Genomic DNA, 18540 nt, shown 5'->3' with positions numbered 1-18540 from the left:
TGCACCCTACGAGACGAGCTCGAAACGTTCTTCGAATATTGCTCGTCAGGGGGCGAGGCGGGTGCGGTGCCACAGCCCGTCGAGCAGGCGGTAGTGCACTCGGTCGTGGAGGCGGCTCGGGCGTCCCTGCCAGAACTCCCACTCGTCAGGCACCAGCCGCCAGCCGCCCCAGTGGGCCGGGCGCGGCACCTGCTGGTCGCTCGCGAAGCGGGCGGCCTCGTGCTCGACCAACGCGTCGAGTTCGCCCCGACCGCCGATCGGCTGCGACTGCGGCGACGCCCAGGCGCCGATCTGGCTGGGCCGGGGGCGGGTGGCGAAGTAGGCGTCGCTCTCGGCCTCGTCGACGCGGGCCACCTGACCTCGGACCCGCACCTGTCGGTGCAGTTCGAGCCATCCGAACGTGGCGGCCGCCGCCGGGTTGACGTCGAGCTGACGGCTCTTCGCCGATTCGTAGTTCGTGTAGAAGGTCAGGCCGCGCTCGTCGGCGCCACGGACGAGCACGATCCGGGTGTCGGGGGCGTGGCGGACGTCGACGGTGGCCAACGTCATCGCGTTCGGCTCGACGAGACCGGCCTGCAGCGCGTCGTTGTGCCAGCGCCGCCACTGCTCCATCGGGTCGGCGTCGACATCGGCCACGTCGAGGCCGTCGGTCTCGTACTGGACCCGCCGATCGCGGATCGGATCGCCGTCCATGTCAGCCGGCCGTGATCGTCTCGATGCCGCGCATGTACGGGCGCAGCTCGTCGGGAACCGTGACCGAACCGTCGGCGTTGCGGTAGTTCTCGACGATCGCCGCCCACACCCGGGGTACGGCGAGCGCCGAGCCGTTGAGCGTATGGACGAACTCGGTGCCTTTCACCGGCTTGCCGTCGTCGTCGAGCGGTCGATACCGGATGTTGGCGCGTCGGGCCTGGTAGTCGCTGAACCAGCTCACCGACGACACCTCGAGCCACGAATCGGCACCGGGGGCGAACACCTCGATGTCGAAGCTGCGGTGATGGCTCTGCCCCATGTCGCCGGTGCAGATCTCGATGATGCGATAGGGCAACCCGAGCGCAGCAACGAGCGACTCCGCGCGTGCGACCATGTCGTCGAGCAGGTCGGGCGCCTGAGCGGGAGTCGACAGCGCCAGGATCTCGACCTTGTCGAACTCGTGCGACCGGAGCATGCCGCGGGTGTCGCGGCCGGCCGACCCGGCCTCGCGTCGGTAACAGGGCGTGTACGCCATGAACCGGTACGGCAGGTCGGCCTGATCGACGATCTCACCGGCATAGATCGACGTGAGCGGCACCTCGGCGGTCGGGATGCACCACAGGTCGTCGCGCTCGATCGCGAACGCGTCGTCGGCGAACTTGGGCAGCTGCCCGGTGGCGGTGAGGGTCGCCGACGAGACCAGGGTGGGCGGCCGGATCTCCTCGTGGGCGTCGGCCATCCGGTCGAGCGCGAACTGGCACAGCGCGCGGGCGAGGGTGGCGCCGGCGCCGCGCTGCATGGTCCACATCGACTGGGCGATCTTCGTGGCCCGCTCGTTGTCGAGGATGCCGAGCTCGGCGGCGCTCTCCCAGTGGGGAACCCGTTGATGATCGGCGAACTCGTCGGGGAGGAAGGGCCCCTTCACGATCGGGTTGTCGGCGTCCGACGAACCGTCCGGTGCGCCGGCGAAGGGGAGGTTCGGGATGACGAGCAACTCGTCGCGCAGCCGCCCGGCGACGTCGTCGTGCTCGCGATCGAGCTCCTTCTCGTGCTCGCCGAGTCGGCGGCTCTCGGCCTGGACGGCCTCGGCCTCGTCGACCTTGCCGTCGCGGCGGAGCATGCCGACGTCTTTCGACAACGACTTGACCTGAGCCCTCGTGGCGTCGCGGTCGGCGATGATCGCACGCACCCGCTCGTCGAGCTCGCGTGCCCGCTCCAGCGACTCGAGGACGGACGGGTCGCCACGGCGGGCGAGCGCCTCGCGGGTGGCGTCGTAGTCGTTGCGGATGAGCCGTACGTCGATCACGTCAGTGCAGGCTAGACCGGCATCGGCGCAGGTGACGCATGTGATCGACGCAGCCGCCGGGCGGCGGCCACGCGATGCTCAGGAGCTGAAGAACTGGAAGGTCATCAACGCGGCGACGTAGACGCCGACCGCCAGGAACAGCCCCATGTAGAACAGGATGCTGAACCACCGGTTGTCGAACTTCAGGTGCATGAAGTAGAAGACGACCGAGAAGAACTTGATGAACATCAAGAGCAGCAGGAGCGGCAGGAAGAGCGCTCCGAGGTCGTCGACCATGTAGCTGAGTGCGACCTCGATCGCGGTGACGACCGCAAGGCCGATCGCGAGGTAGACGAACTGCAGGTCGGTCCAGTGATCGACGTGGTCGTCGGCTTCGCGGAAGTCGACTTCCTCGGTGGTGGCGTCGGTTGCGGTTTCGGTGCTCATGCGCAGTCTCTCGATCAGGCCGGGATGAGGTAGACGAGGGTGAAGATCAGAATCCACACGATGTCGACGAAGTGCCAGTAGAGGCCGACGAGCTCGACGACCTCGGCCTTGTCGCCGGGGATCCGATTCCGGATGATCATGCCGACCACGGCGAGCAGCATGATCACGCCGACGGTGACGTGGACGCCGTGGAAGCCGGTCAGGGTGTAGAAGCTCGACGAGAACAGGCTCGTCGTGTAGCCGAGGCCCTCACGGTAGAAGACCGTGAACTCGTAGACCTGACCGGCGACGAACAGCGAGCCGAGGAGCGCCGTGACGCTCAGCCAGACGTTCGTCGTGCGATCGTCGTGCCGCTTGGCGGCGGTGACGGCCAGCACCATGGTCAGCGACGACATCAGGAGCACGAAGCTCGACGCCGAGGTGAAGGGGATGTCCCACACCTGGTCAGGGCCGAGGTTCGCCGTGTGGCGGCCCCGGTACAGCATGTACACCGAGATCAGACCACCGAACAGGAGGCACTCCGAACCCAGGAAGAGCCACATCGCCAGCTTGTTGTTCGACAGGCCGGTCGAGGTGTAGTGGCCGCCGTGATGACCGTCGTGGTGGTCGTCGTGACCGGCGGCGGCGTGCACTGCAGTATCAGCCATGAGTGGAGAGCTCCAGATCGGTGCCGCCCTCGCTGGGCGGGTCGTAGTCGGAATCGGGTGCGGTCGCAGGCTCGAGCGCCCAACCGAACATCGCCAACAGGACGATCGCGGCGCCGACCACGATCATCAAGATGTTGTAGATCACGCCGTAGGCCATGATCGGCAGGCCGAAGGCGAGGACGATCGGCCAGTACGAGGGCGACGGCAAGTGGACGTCGTCCTCGGCGTTGGCCTCTTCGATCGCCATGACCTCTTCTGCGGTCATGACCTGTTCGTACGACTTGTGGTCGCCGTCCTTGTCTTCGTACTTGCGATGGAAGAACTCGTCGAGGTGGCTGACGACGGGCGTCCGGTCGAAGTTGATCTCCTTCGGCGGGCTCGAGGTCATCCACTCGAGCGAGCGGGCGTCCCACGGGTCGAGCGGGGCCGGGCCGGCCTTGTGCTTGCCGAAGTGGGTACGCCAGGCGTTGTAGAAGAACACCAGCACGCCGAAGCCGAGGATGAACGCACCGATCGACGAGATCAGGTTCCAGAACCCGAGGTTGAAGAAGCCTTCACCGGCGCGGGCCTCGGTCCAGACGTACATGCGTCGGGGCTGCCCCTGGAGACCGATGATGTGCATCGGCCCGAACGCCATGTTGAGACCGATCACCATCAGCCAGAAGTTCCACTTACCGAGCGTCTCGGACAGCAACTTGCCGAACATCTTGGGCCACCAGTAGTAGAGGCCCGAGAAGATGCCCAGGATGGCGCCGCCGAACAGCACGTAGTGGAAGTGGGCGACGATGTAGTAGGTGTCGGTCTGCTGTGTGTCCGATGGCGCCACGGCGTGGGTGACACCGGAGAGGCCACCGATCGTGAACTGCACGATCAGACCGATGGCGAACAGCATGGCGGTGGTGTAGCGGAGCTTGCCGCCCCACATCGTCATCGTCCAGTTGACGATCTTGACGCCCGTCGGGATCGCGATCGCCATCGTGGCCACGGAGAACACGGCGACCGAGATCGGCCCGAGTCCGGAGGCGAACATGTGGTGGGCCCACACGCCCCAGCCGACGAAGCCGATGGCGACGCCGGAGAAGACGACGAGGGGGTAGCCGAACAGCGGCTTCTTCGAAAAGACCGGGAGGACCTCGGAGACGATGCCGAAACTCGGCAAGATCAGGATGTACACCTCGGGGTGTCCGAAGATCCAGAACAAGTGCTGCCAGAGCAGCGGGTCGGCGCCGGCTTCGACGGTGAAGAAGGTGGCGTCGAACGTTCGCTGGAACATCAGCAGGAACAGCGCCACCGTGATCACCGGGATGGCGAACACGAGCAGGAACTGCACGACGAAGATCATCCAGGTGAAGATCGGCATCTTCATGAAGGTCATGCCGGGCGCTCGCATGTTGATGACGGTGACGATCAGGTTGATCGCACCGGTCAGCGACGCGATGCCGGTGATCTGGAGGCCGAGACCCCAGAAGTCGATGCCGTTCGTCGGTGAGAACGGGACCGACGAGTTCGGGGCGTACATGAACCAGCCGCCGTCGGCGGCACCGCCGAGCAGCCACGAGGTGTTGATGAAGAGTGCACCGAACAGGAAGCACCAGAAGCTGAACGCGTTGATGCGAGGGAACGCGACGTCGCGCGCACCGATCTGGAGCGGGACGAAGTAGTTACCGAACGCCGCCGCCATCGGCATCACGAAGAGGAACACCATCGTGGTGGCGTGCATCGTGAACATCTGGTTGTACTTGTCGGCCGACAGGATCGTGCCGTCGGGTCCGGCGAGCTGGGCCCGGATGAGGAGGGCCTCGAGACCACCGACCAAGAAGAAGAACATGGCGGTGACGCCGTACATGATGCCGATCTTCTTGTGGTCGATCGTGAAGAGCCACGACTTCCACCCGGTCGACTCGACGGGACGGCGGAATGCGCCGTAGGTGGCCTCGGGGGTGGCCACGGCCGGCGTGAGGTCGCCGGTGGTGCGGGGGCGTTCGATCAGCGCCATGTCAGTTCATCCTCACTTGCGCTCGAGCAGGTAGGCGACCAAGCGGTCGATCTGGTCTTCGGACAGTGCGAGGTACGGCATGCCGCGGACGAGGCCGTCGGTGGCCTCGAGCGATTCGGCGTCGGCGTACATCGGCTTCTTGGCGGGCGCGTCGCGCAGCCATTCCTTCAGGTCGATCTCGTTCAGGCACGACTCGGTCACACCCTCGAGATAGAGGTCGCCGAACACCTCGGGGTCCGCCTCCCACACGTCGGCACGGCATTCCTCGTTGAGCAGATCCCACGTGGCGCCGGCGAAGGTGTTACGGGTCATGAAGTTGGTGAGGTTGGGCGCAGCACCCGAGTACACCTGGTCTTCGGGATTCGACACGACCAGTTCGCCGTCGGCGTCGACGAGGCCGTCGACCTGGTGGCAGCGGGCGCACTGGGCGATGAACTCGCTCTCACCGTCGGCGGCGAGGGTGCCTTCCTCGGGCGACTGGTACGGCTCGAGCTGGTTGTCGATCCAGGCCTGGAAGTCGGTGTCGTCGAGGGCGACGATCTCCATGCGCATGTTGGCGTGGGAGAGGCCGCAGAACTCGGCGCACTGGCCGGCGTAGATGCCCGGCTGCTCGGCGTTGAAGTTCCAGGTGTGGACACGGCCCGGGACCATGTCGCGCTTGCCGTTCAGGCGGGGCACCCAGAACGAGTGGATGACGTCGCGGCTGGTGCCACGGATGACGACCTTGGCGTCGGTCGGGATGACCATCTGGCCGCTGGTCACGATCGTGCCGGACTCGCCGGTGGGCATGAACCCGCAGATGCTGCCGTCGGCGGCGATCGGGTAGTCGTACTCCCACCACCACTGCTGGCCGGTGACGTTGATGACGCAGTCGGCGTCGTCGGTGTCGTTGAGGTCGATGATCGTGGCGACGGTCGGCACGGCGATGCCGGCGAGGAGCACGGCCGGGAGCGCGATGAACAGGTACTCGAGCCAGGCCTTGCCGTGCGACTGCTCGGGGATCGGCTGGCCGCGATCTTTGAACTTCACGACGACGACGGCGACGACGGCCATCACGATCAGGCCGACGATGCCGGCGATCAGGAAGATCGGCCACTGGAGGTCGTGGATCTTCTGGGCTTCACTACCGGCCGGCTGCCACGTGTCCTGGGGTGCGTCCTGCGCACACGAGGCGAGCACGACGCCACCGACGCCGACGAGGGCGGCGGTGCGCAGACGGGAGCGGAGCGGGGAAGACTCGGTCATCGGCTTTGTCCGTACTTTCGTAGTCAGGCTAGACGATCGACTCACGGCACGACCACCTCGACCGAGGCATCGCTGCCGGCGACGACGAACTCGTAGTTCACGCCTTCGGCCTCGAGTGCGAAGCTCGGGCGGTCGAACTCGACGGTGAGGATCTGGCGGCCGCCCTCTTCGACGAGCGTCGTGCAGACACGCTGGTCGCCCTCGGAGTCGGCGGCGGGATGCAGTTCGAGCACCAGGCGAGCTTCCTCGTCGGACTCGTTCAGGAACATCACGTTGGTGGCGTTCCCGCGCGGGAAGGTCAGGGTGCCGACCTGGCCGTCCTCGCCGACCTCGTCGATCTCGAGCTCGGAGCCGTCGAAGATCAGGGTCGCGGCCGGGTTCGACTTGGCGCCCACCGTCTGGCTGGCGTGGTGATCGGCTTCGGTCTCCTCGGTGCCGCACAGGTTGGCCTCGGCGAGATCGGCCGTCGTCTCGTGCACGTGGATGTCGCGTTCGCCGTTGAGTCCGGCGATCGCACCGCCGGCGATCATGGCGATCAGACCGATCGAGAACACGCCGGTCACGACCGGCACGCTGATCTGCTTCTTCAGTGCGATCAGGACACCGATGGCGAGCACCACGGTGGCGACGACCGAGAACACGACGACCGTCGCTTCCTTGGTGTTCATGCCGAGCATCACCCGGCTGAACGAGTACACGATGATCGCAGCCAGGATGGCACCGGCGACCGGCAGCTCGAGCGGGTCGGCGACGACCTCGCGGGCCTCCTCGTTGAAGGCCCGGTCGGCGGACGCACGCTCGCTCCAGCCCTGGACCAGCCACTCGGCGAGGCCGGCGGCGAGGGCCACGAGACCCAGGATGAAGATCGCGGGCAGGGTGGCCATGCCGAGCGCCAACATCGTGAAACCGATGCCTGTGAGCAGCGGCCACAGCGACCGGCGGGCCGAGGCCTGCGCAGCGGCCGCCGTCTCGAATGCCTCGGTGTCGGTGGCCGACACGTTGGAGTCGCGGACGAAGGCGTTGACGCCGGCGAGCAGGGAGAGCGCGACGGCGGCGGAGACGAGGCCGATCGTGCCCAGGGCGCCCTCTTGGGCGATGCCGTAGACCGCCGCGCCGATCCAGGCGAGGGCGGCGGAGCCGATCAGGAGTTTCGTGCCAGTGGTGAACATCTCGGTGCTGATCTCACTTCGTGACGTAGACGACGAACCAGACGGCGCTGTAGGCAGCGGCGGTCCAGTACCAGTAGAGGGCGTGGCCGGCGAGCACCTCGGTGTCGCCGAGTCGGCCCGACAGGGAACGGAAAGCGGCGACGACGGTGTAGACGAGGCCGATGGCGACGACGGCGAGCATCGTGCCGGTGATGGCGTAGAAGAGGGCGCCGTAGTACTCGTCGGCGATCTCGACCTCCATCTGGCTGTACACGAACGCCTGGGCGTTGATGTAGGCCAGCGCGAACACGCCGGTGACGCCGAGGCCGAGGGCGGTGTGCGCCCGATCGCCACGGTTGCCGGCGTACACGGCCCACTGGGCGAACAGGCAGAGAGCCCAGACCGTGATCAGCATCACGTTCGTGGCGACCTCGTGGATGATGTAGTCGATCGGGAAGCGTTCGCCGGCGTCGACGACGCGCTCACGGAACAGCACCCAGACGGCGAGCATGCCGCCGATGAGCATCGTGCCACCGACGCACGCCAGCGCCGTGCCCAGCAGGACTTGGCGTCGGGGCGCCGGCGGAGCGGCGGGGGGCAGGGCCACGGTGGCCGGTCCAGCGCTCACTCGGAGCTCCCTTCGGTGTCGGTGGCGAACAGCGGCTCGGCCGAGGCAACGGTGGGCACGTGCTCGAAGTTGTGGGCGGGCGCCGGCGACGGCGTGCTCCACTCGATCGTCTGACCGCCGTACGGGTTGTCGTCGGCGGCGTCGTCGTCACCCTGGGGCTTGAGGAGCAGGCCGCCGAACGCGAGCAGCGTCAGCGCCATGATGCCCTGACCGATCAGCGAGAGCGTGATCCAGATCTCGGCGTCGTCGGCGACGGTCATGATCTGGTCGACCTCGGCCTGGCTGGCCGGGTAGCCGCCGATCTGGTCGACGAAGCCGGCGACGAGCAGCGGGGCACCGGCGAGCAGTGCGCCGAGACCACCGAGGAGCGCGAGTGGCAACACCTGCTTGTCGGAGAGCAGGCGACCCGACAGCTTCGGCGCCCAGTAGACCAGGCCGCCGAGCATGGCGAGCACCGCTCCGTAGACGACCAGCAGCGTGGCGCCCTCTTCGAAGGCGGTGGCGAGGTTGGTGGCCGGGTCGACCAGCTCGAGGTCGGTGATGCCCTCGGCGAAGTTGGCGGCGATGCCGGCGCCGACGAGCAGCAGGCCGAGCAGTCCGAACACGAACGGGGCCCGCACCGAGGGGCTGTTGCCCGCACCGTTCTTGACGTTGAGCAGCGACAGCAGGAGCACGACCGTGACACCGAGCAGCGGCAGTCCGGCGAAGAGCAGGAACGGCACCGCACCACGGATGAAGGTCTCACCGCTGGCGTCGAACGTCACGTCGTGGACGAACTGCTGGGTCGAGCCGGCGTAGGCGGTGACACCGATGAGCGCGATCCCGGCGAACAGGACGCCGCGCATCGGCTGACGGGTCTTGAACGCCACCGAGAACTGCTCGGCGGCGAAACCGACGGCGGGAATGGCGAAGATGATGACCGTCGGCACGGTGAAGGCCCAGCCGATCCAGGCGCCGATGCCTTCGACACCCATGAAGTTGGCCTGGGAGCCGAGCCGGTGGTCGACGTAGAGATAGATGAGCACGCCGAACAGGACCGGCATGACGAGCAGGGTGGCGATCGCACCGACGAGCGCCGACCAGGTGAACGCCGACACCCGACGCATCGTCATGCCGGGCGCCCGGGTGGTGAGGATCGTCGTACCGAGGCTGGCGGCCGTGGCGCAGAGGCCGAGAATCGCCAGGCCGAGACCCGTGAGGAAGAGATCGACCATGTCGGCGTCGCCGCCACCGGCGCCACCGTTGAGACCGAGGCTGACCATCACGAGCGACGTGCCGCCGAGCCAGGCGTAGAAGCCGGTGAGAGCGACCCGCGGGAAGGCGATCTGACGGGAGCCGAGCTGCATCGGGACCACCGCGACGGCGAGTCCGAGTGCCAGCGGGGCGATACCGCCGACGACCAGGCCCACCCGGTACATCTGGATCAGCTGGAGCTGGGCACCGGTGTCGATGAAGCTGCCCGGGTCGCCGAGTCGCTCGATGTCGAGCAACAGCGCCAGGACGGCCGCTGCGAGCAGGACCAACATGCCGAAGCCGGTCGACAGTCGACCGATCTTCTTGTGGTCGACGGTGGTCGCCCAGTCGTAGGCAGCCGTGATGAAGGACGGGACCGTCGAATCGCCGGCCGTGGAGGCCGCGACGGTGTCGTCAGGATGTGTCTCGATCGTCGTCATGGGACGTGGCTGATTCCTTGGAAGTCTGGCTGCACGCTGAATTGCACTTCGATGCTCGGTCGGTCGACGACGCAGGCGCGGAACGTCGACACGACACTACCGACCGAACACTACTGGCCGAGCCCCTCGCGAGAGGAAATCCGGCCCGCTCCGACGGCGTCGTCGGAGCGGCTCGGCATGGCCTCAGAGCAGGACATCGACGGTCATCGCACCGAACAGGACGGTGACATAGGTGATCGAGAAACCGAACACCCGCATCGACATCGCCGCAGTGGGCCGTTTCGCCAAGACGATGGTCGAGGCGAGGAAGGCGGCACCGAGGACGACAGCAGTGACGGAGTAGATGGCGCCGAGATCGGCGACCGGGATGAGCAGGAGGGTGCACGCGACCATGGCGATCGTGTGACCGATCATCTGGCGGACGGCGTGGTCGAAGGGGACGACCGCCGGGAGCATCGGCACATTGGCCGCCCGGTAGTCGTCGGCGTACTTGATCGCGAGCGCCCAGAAATGGGGCGGCGTCCAGAAGAACATGGCGGCGAAGAGCACCCACGGCGTGAGCGACAGGCTGTTCGTGACCGCCGACCAACCGACGAGCACCGGCACGGCGCCCGCAGCACCGCCGATCACGATGTTCTGGCGGCTCGTGCGCTTGAGCCACAGCGTGTACACGCCCACGTAGAACGCGGTCGCCGAGAGGGCGAGCACGGCCGACAGGAGATTGGCACCGACCCACAGCACGGCGAACGCCGCCACTTCCAGGCACAACGCGAAGATCAGGGCGTTGCGGGGGGCGATCGCACCGGTGACGAGCGGCCGGTTCTGGGTCCGCTTCATCAGGCGGTCGATGTCGCGGTCGACGTACATGTTGATCGCGTTGGCGCCGCCGGCGGCCAAGGTGCCGCCGATCAGGGTGATGAGGACGAGCCAGGTCGACGGCCATGCCCCCTCGGCGAGCACCATCGTGGGCACCGTCGTGATGAGCAGCAGCTCGATGATGCGCGGCTTGGTGAGTGCGATGTACGAGCCGATCGTCGACGTCGCCGGCTTGCGGCTCCCGTGGGCCACACCACCCGGCGCCAGCCGGGACGGGACGATGGGGCGACTGCCGACGGACATAGCGACTCCATGGTACGGCCGATCGAGCCCGCGCGACCAACCTGTCGCTACCTGTCACACGATCGCCGTGCGCGCCGCGAGCCCCACCGATCCGTTTCGCCGTCGTTCGAGTAGGGCGCGGTGCGTGGGCTTGCCAGAATGGGTCCGTGCCCACGACGCTCGAACCCACCCAGGTCGCCGAACCGGCGGCCGACGAGCGCGTCGCGGAAGACCATCCGTGGATCGTCCTCGTGTGGAACGATCCCGTCAATCTGATGAGCTATGTCACCTTCGTGCTCCAGAAGCTGTTCGGCTACAGCCTCGAGAAGGCGACCGAGCTGATGCTCGACGTCCACCAGAAGGGACGCGCTGTCGTGGCGAACGGCACGCGAGAGCAGGCGGAGATGCACGTGTTCCGGCTGCACGAGCACGGGCTGTGGGCGACGATGGAGAAAGACGGCCAGGACGGGTGATGGACGAGTGATGGCCGAATGAGCCGGTTCCGCGGCCCGGTCCGCTCGACACGCAAGGGATTCGAGATCGCCGTCGACGACGACGAGGCGGCGCTGATCCGGCGGCTCGCCGGCGAGCTCCGGCAACTCCTGACCGACGATGCCGACGACGAGCACGCCCGAGCGCTGCTCGTCAGGCTCTTCCCGACTGCGTATCCGGACGACGAGGAGCTCGAGGAGGAGTACCAGCGCCTGATGCGCGAGGAGCTCGTCGCGTCGAAGCTCGCTGCGCTCGACGTTGTCGATCGGGCGCTCGCGCCGGGTGCCGATCCGCTCGACGACGCCGGGCTGTTGGCGTTCATGCAGTCGGTGAACTCCGTCCGCCTGATTCTCGGGACGATGCTCGAGGTCAGCGACGACCCCGACGCCGACGAAGTCCGGGCCGGCCTCGAGGACTCACCCGAGTACGCCCTCTACAGCTACCTCAGCTGGCTCCTCGAACACTGCGTCCGAGCCCTCAGCTAGCCGAACGGGGTCGGATACGACCCCGTGCTCGGTCAGTCGAGGAGCGTGCCGAACAGGTCGGCGCCGGCGCGGATCTGGGTGACGTCGAGGTGGTCGAGGAGGTGCCGACGCACCGAGGCGACGTGGCCGGGAGCAGCCGCCTCGAGTGCCGTCATGCCCTCGTCGGTGAGGACGGCGAAGGTGCCGCGGCGGTCGTCGGGGCACTGCTGCCGCTCGACCAGTCCGCGCGTGACCATCCGGTCGATGCGCTGGGTCAGCCGACTCCGCGACTGCACCACGCGTTCGGCCAGCTCCGACATCCGGACCCGTCGGTCGGGCGCCTCCGACAGGTGCACGAGCACCTCGTAGTCGTCGAGCGTCAGACCCGACTCGGAGCGCAGGTCGGCGTCGATCGCTGCGTTGAGGCGGCCTGCCGCGACGGTGTACGCACGCCAGAACGCCATCTCGTCGTCGTCGAGCCATCGAGTCATGCCGACAGCGTAGTCGAAACAATTTCAAGATTGAACTTGCAAGTTCAATCTTGAACCTTTACGATGCAACTGTTCAACCTTGAACCCTCCCTTTCTTCCTCTCACATCACAGGAGTCCCCCGATGAGCACCACCGAGACCAACTCGAACACCCCGACGACCGGCGACCAGCCCACCCTCCACAGCGGCACCTGGGTCGTCGAGCCCGCCCACTCCGAGGTCGGCTTCACGGTCCGCCACCTCGGACTCTCGAAGGTGCGCGGCCGCTTCAACAGCTTCACCGCCACCGCCGAGATCAGCGACCCGACCACCGCCAGCTCGGTGCAGGCCTCGATCGACATGTCGTCGGTCGACACCAACAACCCCGATCGCGACGGTCACCTGCAGAGCGGCGACTTCTTCAACGCCGAGACCAGCCCGCAGATGACGTTCGTGTCGACCTCGGTCACCGACGACACGCTCGCCGGCGACCTCACCATCAACGGCGTCACCAAGCCGGTCGAGCTCGACCTCGAGTTCCACGGCGTCACCGTCGACGGTTACGGCATGACCCGCGCCGGCTTCTCGGCCGAGGGCCAGATCAAGCGCAGCGACTTCGGCATCGACTTCAACATGCCGGTCGGCATGGACGGCATGCTGATCAGCGACAAGGTCAACATCTCCCTCGAGATCCAGCTCGTCCCCAGCGACGCCAGCTGACGCCGCGGCGATCAGGTGACGCCGTGCGGCGTTGCGTCTCGCCGCTCGCAGCCGCGAGGCCGCTCAAGTGCGCCGCACCTGGCGAGGGCGCCACCTGATCCTCGCTGAAACCAGGAATGGTCGTCTCGGCCGCACCCCCACCAGGGTGCGGCCGTTGCGCGTTCAGGCGGGGGTGGGGGTCGTGAGGGTGTTGATGCGGGACAGCGGGGTCTCGAAACGGGCGACGTCGAACGACGCCGATGCGGCGCGGAGCGCCTCGGCGAGCTGTTGCAACTGGGCGAGCTGATCGCGCCCGGCTCGGAGGTGCTGCTCGACCGGGCCGACGATCGGCGTCAGCGGGACATCGGGGATCTTGCGGATCGCCATGCGTTCCCATTCGGTGAGGAAGAAGCCGAACCGGTCGGTGAGCTCGTGCGCCGACCGGACCCGCTCGGCGACCGTGTGGAGACGACCGTTGAGCGACGACGAACCCGCCAGCATCTCCCGGACGTCGTCCGCCATGGCCGTGCTGAGTGCCGGCACCTCACCGAGCGAATCCTCCGGCGCCAGCCCGTCGACCGATTCGGCGGCGAACACACCCGTCATCTCGGCGTGGAGACGGGCGACCGAGATCGAGAACCGCTCGCGTCGCAACGCATGGAGCACCTCGCCGAGGTCGGCGGCGAGCAGCTCGAGCGCCACGACGGCCTCGTGCATCGGGTGCCGCATCACCCGCGCCGAGTTACGCAGGGTGGCTGCCTCCGACTGCTCACTGACGTCGGCGGCGTGCTCGGCGACCGCCTCGAGCTCGCGGGCATTGTCGAGCAACTCGATCGACACCGGCGCGATCCGACCGACGAGATCGGCGTACCGGACGATGTGCTGGTCGAGACCGTCGAGTGCGTGGTGCATCTCCCGCACGGCGTCGAGAACCTCGGCGGCGTCACCGGTCGCCTCGGGACGGTCGGAGTGCGGACGCACGATGGCGTTGCGTTCGGCGACCTCGAGCGCGAGTGCGTCGTACATCAGTGCTTCGTACGACGGGTAGCCGAGCCGTCGCACCTCTCGTTCGATGAGCGCAGCGCCGTGGCGGGCCACCTCGGCACGATGGTGCCCGTCTGCCGCGTGTTGCTGCTCGGCAGCGAGAACTCGGGCGTAGACGTCGCGCACCGTGTCGAACATGGTGGTGAGCGGCGCGCTCCGCACCGAGAGGAAGCCGTCACCGAACGGGGTGATGGTGGCGAACACCCAGTACGAGCCACCGTCGGCGGCCAGGTTGCGCACGTACGCCGCCATCGGCTGGCCGGCGAGGAGACGCTGCCACATCACGTGGAACGCACCCGACGGCATCGAGGAATGCCGCACGATGTTGTGCGGTCGACCGACGAGGTGTTCGTGGTCGTACCCGGCGATGCGGACGAAGACGCTGTTCGCGCTCCGGATCACACCGCGCCGATCGGTGGTCGAGAAGAACAGTTCATCGGGCGCGACGACGTGCTCCACAGCGGTCGGTTCCGGGCGGTTGGACGCGACGCTCATGCCTCGCCATCGGCGCACCCGCCGAGCCGCTTGACCCCCGTGGGACCAACGTCACACCGATCGGGTCGGGGTACGGTTCACCCATGAGCGACGAACCGGTCCTGCTGTCGGGTGGGAACCCGCAGATCGCCAAGGCCGACGGCGACGAGCCGGTGCAGCGGTACATCGAGGCGATGCCCGAGTGGAAGTCGGACGTCGGCCGCCGGCTCGACGAACTGGTGGCTCGCCTCGTCCCCGAAGTGAGCAAGGCCGTCCGGTGGAACTCACCGTTCTACGGCGTCGACGGTCGCGGCTGGTTCCTGTCGTTCCACTGCTTCACGAAGTACGTGAAGGTGACGTTCCTCCGCGGCGCTCACCTCGAACCGATGCCGCCGGTCGGCTCCAAGGATCCCGACGCCCGCTACGTCCACCTGTTCGAAGGCGACGACGTCGACACCGCCGAGATGCGCTCCTGGATCGAGCAGGCCGCCGCGATCGACGGCTGGCACGGCTTCTGACCGCGCTGTCCGGTATCGCCGCCTCGTCGATGCCGGTCGGTCAGCGCCGGTCGGGCAAGAACCGGAAGTGGGCGCGGGTCGACTCCACCTCGTCGGTGCTCAGGTCGGCGAGCAGGATCGTCTCGGTGTGCGCCCCGGCAGCGAGCACCCGACCGAGCGGGTCGATGATCTGGCTGTCGCCCGAGTAGTCGAGACCGCTCCCCTCCCCCACCCGGTTCACACCGACGACGTACGCCTGGTTCTCGATCGCCCGGGCCCGCAGCAGCGCCATCCAGTGTTCCCGTCGCTTCGCCGGCCAGTTGGCGGGCACCAGGTACAGATCGGTCTGCTCGGCGAGCTGCCAGAACTCGTCGGCGAACCGGAGGTCGTAGCAGACGAACAGCGACACCCGGAACCCGTCGATGTCGACCGTCACGAACTGGTCGCCGGCACGCACGAACCGCTCCTCACCCGCGTGTGAGAACGGATGGATCTTGCGGTAGCGGTGCACGGTGCCGTCGGGGCCGGCGAGCACGAACGAGTTCGACGGACGGTCGTCGCCCGGCTCGTTGTCGGCGCGCACCTCCGGGCACGATCCGCCGACCCACACGCCGTGTTCGGCGGCCTGGGCGACCAGGAACTGCGACGACGGGCCACCCTCGGCCTCGGTCGTGAAGCCCGGCTCCGCGAAGCCGAAGCCGGTCGAGAAGGTCTCGGTGAGCAACACGAGTCCGGCACCTGACGCGACGGCGCCTGCGATCTGCGGCGCCAGACGTTCCATGTTCGCTGCCGGGTCGTTCCAGACGATGTCGTGCTGGACGGCGGCGACGCGCAACTCGGCCATCAGCTCGCTCCCAGGCTCGCGAGTCGTTCGACGGCCTGATCGAGCACCTCGAAGCGTTTGCAGCAGGCAAAGCGCACGAGATGGCGGCCGTGTTCGGGGTTGGCGTAGAAGACCTGGGTCGGGATGGCGACGACACCGACATCGACCGGCAACGACATGCAGAAGGCGATCCCGTCGCCGTCGGGTCGCACCGGTCGGATGTCGACGGTCGTGAAGTACGTCGCCTCGGGCACGAAGACCTCGAACCCGGCGGCCTCGAGGCCGGGCAGCAGCCGGTCACGCTTGGCTTCCAAGTCGGCGGCGAGGTGATCGTAGAACGAGTCGGGCAGGCGCAGTCCCGTGGCGATCGCCGGCTGGAACGGCGCACCGTTCACATAGGTGAGGAACTGCTTGGCCATCTTGGCGGCGTTGATCATCGGCGCCGGGCCGCACATCCAGCCGGTCTTCCACCCGGTCGTGTTGAACGTCTTGCCACCCGAGCTGATGCAGAGGGTCCGTTCGGCCATCCCGGGCAGGGTGGCCATCGGGACGTGTTCGGCGCCGCTGAACACGAGGTGCTCGTACACCTCGTCGGTGACGACGAGCAGGTCGTGCTCGATCGCGACGTCGGCGATGAACTGCAACTCGTCGCGGGTGAACACCTTGCCGGTCGGGTTGTGCGGCGTGTTGAGCAAGATCAGCTTCGTCCGCGGCGAGACGGCGGCGACGAACTCGTCACGGTCGAACCCGTAGCGGCCGTCGCCCTCGAAGTCGGGCCGCAGGACGACCGGCTTCAGCACCCCGCCCGCGAGCGCGATGCAGGCCTGGTAGCTGTCGTACATCGGCTCGAACAGCACGACCTCGTCGCCCTCGTCGAGCATGCCGAGCAATGCGCCGGCGAGCGCTTCGGTGGCGCCGGCGGTGACGAGCACCTCGGCGTCGACGTCGTAGTCGAGCCCGTAGAAGCGCTGCTGGTGTTCGACGATCGCCTCACGCAACACCGGCAGGCCGGGGCCGGGCGGGTACTGGTTGACGCCCGACCGGATCGCCTCGACCGCCGCGTCGAGCACCTCGGCCGGGCCGTCGGTGTCGGGGAAGCCCTGCCCGAGGTTGATCGCACCGGTCTCGATGGCGAGGGCCGTCATCTCGGCGAAGACGGTCGTGCCGAACGAGGCGAGCTTGGAGGTCAGGGCGTGATCGACGGAAGCCACCCCGCCAGCGTAGGTGCCACCCGCCGCCACCCCGAATCCCCGGGCTATGCCATCCGGTTCCGGACACCCAGGCGGTTAAATCCACCAGGCGTCCACCCGTGGACGCCCAGGCGATTTAATCCACCAGGCGTCCCGGTTCAGGCGAGGGGGACGAGTTGGTCGGCGTCGTCGTCGGGGCGGGCGTCGGCGAGCACGGTCGGGATGCCTTCGCGCTTGGCCCGGTACATGGCGTCGTCGGCGGCCTCGAGCAGGCCGTCGAGATCGTGAGCGTGCGACGGCCAGATCGCCACACCGACGCTGACCTTGACGCGGAGCGACTCGGGAACGCCGTCGATCCGGGTCCGCCCACCGACGAGTTCGGCGATCTGACGCGCCCGTCGAACACCCATCTCCTCGGCGGCGATGCCGGGCATCATGGCGACGAACTCGTCGCCGCCCCAGCGAGCCACGAGGTCGCCGTCGCGCACGGCCGACGCCAGCCGGCGGCCGACCACCCGCAACACCTCGTCGCCGGCGGCGTGGCCCCACGTGTCGTTGATCTGCTTGAACCCGTTCAGGTCGAACAAGAGCATGCAGACCGACTTCCCGGTGCGCTCGGCACCGGCGAGGATCTCCACCGCACGACGTTCGAACTCACTGCGGTTTGCGAGGCCGGTCAGGCCGTCGAACGTCGCCCGCTCACGGAGCGAACGCTGCTCGACGATCAGCGTCGTGCCGGCGAGGAGGAACAGGACGAGGGCGAGCGCCGCCACGATCAGGTAGAAGCGCTCCTCCTCGGTCGGGAGCCGGACCCCGGAATCGGTTTGGGCGATCACGAACGTGCCGGGGGCGGCCAACACGCCGGCCGAGGTCTGGCGCTGGCGGCCGTCGTCGACGAACGATCCGACGCCCTGCGACATGGTGCTCGCCTTCACCTCGATCGAGTCGTCGGCGCCGGTCCACACGTCGATGTCGGCGATGACCCGGAGGGCGAGGTCGTCACTGTCGACACCGATCACGACGACGTCGTCGAGCGCGGTCACCTCGGTGGCCGACCCACCGGGGGTGAGGTCGACGTTGCCGACCTCGGCGGCCAGCGGGCCGTCACACACGTTGTGGTCGACGGAACCGGCGCACGCCGAGACATTCGGATAGGCCTGCCGAACGGCATCGACCGCTGCTTCGGGCGACGAGGCCGACACGACGGCGACCGTCGCACTCTCGACGAGGGCGTCGACGCGTGCAGCGCCGACGTCGGCGGCACGAGTGAGGCGCTCGTCGCGGATCTCGGCCACCTCCGAGCGACGGCCGACGTAGCCGACGGCGATGGCGACGAGCAGCACGAGACTGAGCACCACTGACGCTCGACGAACCACCCGCATATCTCGTCATCGGCGCACGGAGACCAGACCTGAACCGTTCGGAAATGACATTGCCGAAACTTTGCCGATTCGGTTCCGCACTCACGCAATAGCGGTGTTCTTGTCGTTCCCCTGACGCGCAACCGAGCGCACGTCACCCGCTCGGG

19 protein-coding genes are annotated in these 18540 nt (G+C 67.6%); 4 read left to right on the top strand and 15 right to left on the bottom strand.

Annotation, left to right across the window (positions count from 1 at the left end; genetic code table 11):
* Positions 1-45: 45 nt before the first annotated feature.
* The 10 genes from pdxH to BDK89_RS02865 form a co-directional block, all read right to left on the bottom strand.
* On the bottom strand, positions 46-693 hold the full coding sequence (pdxH, locus tag BDK89_RS02910; RefSeq protein WP_133867528.1) for a pyridoxamine 5'-phosphate oxidase: 648 nt from the start codon (positions 691-693) through the stop codon (positions 46-48).
* Position 694: 1 nt separating this feature from the next.
* On the bottom strand, positions 695-1999 hold the full coding sequence (serS, locus tag BDK89_RS02905; RefSeq protein WP_133867527.1) for a serine--tRNA ligase: 1305 nt from the start codon (positions 1997-1999) through the stop codon (positions 695-697).
* A gap of 78 nt (positions 2000-2077) precedes the next feature.
* Complete coding sequence (locus BDK89_RS02900; RefSeq protein ID WP_133867526.1) at positions 2078-2425, bottom strand: cytochrome C oxidase subunit IV family protein; 348 nt, start codon at positions 2423-2425, stop codon at positions 2078-2080.
* 14 nt (positions 2426-2439) lie between these two features.
* Positions 2440-3072 carry a cytochrome c oxidase subunit 3 gene (locus tag BDK89_RS02895; protein ID WP_133867525.1) on the bottom strand — a complete coding sequence of 211 codons (633 nt, stop codon included), beginning with the start codon at positions 3070-3072 and terminating at the stop codon, positions 2440-2442.
* Positions 3065-5068 (bottom strand): cytochrome c oxidase subunit I, encoded by a 2004-nt coding sequence (ctaD, locus tag BDK89_RS02890; protein WP_133867524.1) that lies wholly within the window; start codon positions 5066-5068, stop codon positions 3065-3067. Before ctaD ends, BDK89_RS02895 begins: the two co-directional genes overlap by 8 nt.
* Positions 5069-5080: 12 nt before the next feature.
* Complete coding sequence (gene coxB, locus BDK89_RS02885; protein WP_133867523.1) at positions 5081-6313, bottom strand: cytochrome c oxidase subunit II; 1233 nt, start codon at positions 6311-6313, stop codon at positions 5081-5083.
* Between the two features lie 41 nt (positions 6314-6354).
* On the bottom strand, positions 6355-7482 hold the full coding sequence (locus BDK89_RS02880; RefSeq protein ID WP_133867522.1) for a hypothetical protein: 1128 nt from the start codon (positions 7480-7482) through the stop codon (positions 6355-6357).
* Between the two features lie 13 nt (positions 7483-7495).
* Positions 7496-8089: a cytochrome c oxidase subunit 3 gene (locus tag BDK89_RS02875; protein ID WP_133867521.1), complete on the bottom strand. Its 594-nt coding sequence runs from the start codon at positions 8087-8089 to the stop codon at positions 7496-7498.
* The gene (locus BDK89_RS02870) at positions 8086-9762 is read right to left on the bottom strand and encodes a cbb3-type cytochrome c oxidase subunit I (RefSeq protein WP_133867520.1); all 1677 of its coding nucleotides are present in this window, start codon (positions 9760-9762) and stop codon (positions 8086-8088) included. Before BDK89_RS02870 ends, BDK89_RS02875 begins: the two co-directional genes overlap by 4 nt.
* Before the next feature lie 183 nt (positions 9763-9945).
* Positions 9946-10881 (bottom strand): heme o synthase, encoded by a 936-nt coding sequence (locus tag BDK89_RS02865; RefSeq protein ID WP_133867519.1) that lies wholly within the window; start codon positions 10879-10881, stop codon positions 9946-9948.
* A gap of 146 nt (positions 10882-11027) precedes the next feature.
* On the opposite strand from BDK89_RS02865, the gene clpS reads away from it, so the two are divergent.
* Both clpS and BDK89_RS02855 read left to right on the top strand, forming a co-directional pair.
* Positions 11028-11333 carry an ATP-dependent Clp protease adapter ClpS gene (clpS, locus tag BDK89_RS02860; RefSeq protein WP_133867518.1) on the top strand — a complete coding sequence of 102 codons (306 nt, stop codon included), beginning with the start codon at positions 11028-11030 and terminating at the stop codon, positions 11331-11333.
* Positions 11334-11351: 18 nt separating this feature from the next.
* On the top strand, positions 11352-11837 hold the full coding sequence (locus tag BDK89_RS02855; protein ID WP_133867517.1) for a DUF2017 family protein: 486 nt from the start codon (positions 11352-11354) through the stop codon (positions 11835-11837).
* Positions 11838-11869: 32 nt separating this feature from the next.
* On the opposite strand, the gene BDK89_RS02850 is transcribed toward BDK89_RS02855, so the two are convergent.
* The gene (locus tag BDK89_RS02850) at positions 11870-12307 is read right to left on the bottom strand and encodes a MarR family winged helix-turn-helix transcriptional regulator (RefSeq protein WP_133867516.1); all 438 of its coding nucleotides are present in this window, start codon (positions 12305-12307) and stop codon (positions 11870-11872) included.
* 122 nt (positions 12308-12429) lie between these two features.
* Here BDK89_RS02850 and BDK89_RS02845 point away from each other — a divergent pair, with 122 nt between their 5' ends.
* Entirely contained in the window at positions 12430-13005 is a 576-nt protein-coding gene (locus BDK89_RS02845; protein WP_133867515.1) for a YceI family protein, read from the top strand.
* 162 nt (positions 13006-13167) lie between these two features.
* Here BDK89_RS02845 and BDK89_RS02840 read toward each other — a convergent pair whose 3' ends face one another.
* Positions 13168-14523 (bottom strand): PAS domain-containing protein, encoded by a 1356-nt coding sequence (locus BDK89_RS02840; protein ID WP_133867514.1) that lies wholly within the window; start codon positions 14521-14523, stop codon positions 13168-13170.
* Between the two features lie 83 nt (positions 14524-14606).
* Between BDK89_RS02840 and BDK89_RS02835 the strand changes: the two genes are divergently transcribed.
* Entirely contained in the window at positions 14607-15020 is a 414-nt protein-coding gene (locus BDK89_RS02835; protein ID WP_133867513.1) for a DUF1801 domain-containing protein, read from the top strand.
* Positions 15021-15060: 40 nt separating this feature from the next.
* Here the strand turns inward: BDK89_RS02835 and BDK89_RS02830 are convergent, their stop codons facing one another.
* The 3 genes from BDK89_RS02830 to BDK89_RS02820 all read right to left on the bottom strand — a co-directional run bounded on the left by BDK89_RS02830 (position 15061) and on the right by BDK89_RS02820 (position 18367).
* A complete protein-coding gene (locus BDK89_RS02830) occupies positions 15061-15843 on the bottom strand; it encodes a nitrilase-related carbon-nitrogen hydrolase (RefSeq protein WP_133867512.1) in 783 nt (260 codons plus the stop codon).
* Complete coding sequence (locus BDK89_RS02825; protein ID WP_133867511.1) at positions 15843-17033, bottom strand: pyridoxal phosphate-dependent aminotransferase; 1191 nt, start codon at positions 17031-17033, stop codon at positions 15843-15845. The genes BDK89_RS02830 and BDK89_RS02825 overlap by 1 nt, the downstream gene beginning before the upstream one ends.
* Before the next feature lie 137 nt (positions 17034-17170).
* The gene (locus tag BDK89_RS02820) at positions 17171-18367 is read right to left on the bottom strand and encodes a GGDEF domain-containing protein (RefSeq protein ID WP_166657337.1); all 1197 of its coding nucleotides are present in this window, start codon (positions 18365-18367) and stop codon (positions 17171-17173) included.
* Positions 18368-18540 lie beyond the last annotated feature (173 nt).

Source organism: Ilumatobacter fluminis, assembly GCF_004364865.1.
Classification (GTDB): Bacteria; Actinomycetota; Acidimicrobiia; order Acidimicrobiales; family Ilumatobacteraceae; genus Ilumatobacter; species Ilumatobacter fluminis.
The sequence above is the reverse complement of the archived record's forward strand: the minus strand, read 5'-3'. Positions and strand labels throughout refer to the sequence as shown.